A 698-nucleotide genomic window follows, 5' to 3' on the forward strand; every position below is an offset into this window, starting at 1 on the left:
CATGGTGTGGGCGTTTTGATTAAGCTTCAGAAACTAAATCATGCCAGAAATGGGCGCCCACTCCCACCTTTTCGCTTGCGCTGCCAAGCAATTTTCATCCGTTCCGCTAGTTTTGCAAGAGGCTCATTATTCGCAAGCTAAAATCTACTCCGAAATTTTTGATAAAGTTTCGGAAAATTTGATCTCAAATACGGGGGGGTAATAGTGATCAATTGGCCAGACTCTCTTGTTGAGGAAATCGCGTCCAAACGCGCGATTCTGTTTTTAGGCTCCGGTATTTCCTCTAGTTCTACCAACGCAGCTGGTGCCCGACCACCATCTTGGAAAAAGTTACTTGAAGATGCAGGTGCTAAATTTGCGAATCCAAATGATTTGAAATATGTCGGTGAACTTATAGGGAAAGAACTCTTTCTTGATGCAGCGGAAGTTGTTTTTGATGGGGTGCCACAAGCTGATCGTCGCATTTTTTTCCAGCAAATATTTGCAGCCCCTAGATTTTCGCCCTCGCCGTTTCACGCGGCAATACAGGCTATTAATGCTAAGATTATCATTACCACAAATTATGATCAGCTGAGCCAATTGCAAAACGATTTTTCCGAACTGGCCGACATCAGGAGAGCACGATTTTTCATCGCTTTTTCGTGATATCGGAGGAAATCTGATCGTTTACGGCGGCGGAATCATGGCTAATCTCATTT

General features: G+C 44.0%; 1 protein-coding gene. It reads left to right on the plus strand.

Annotated elements, in window-relative coordinates; all coding sequences use genetic code 11:
• Positions 1–204 precede the first annotated feature (204 nt).
• Positions 205–645 carry a hypothetical protein gene (locus tag F1735_RS33975; RefSeq protein WP_167241450.1) on the plus strand — a complete coding sequence of 147 codons (441 nt, stop codon included), beginning with the start codon at positions 205–207 and terminating at the stop codon, positions 643–645.
• Positions 646–698: the final 53 nt, after the last annotated feature.

The organism is Massilia genomosp. 1 (genome assembly GCF_011682185.1).
GTDB lineage: Bacteria > Pseudomonadota > Gammaproteobacteria > Burkholderiales > Burkholderiaceae_D > Telluria_A > Telluria_A rubra.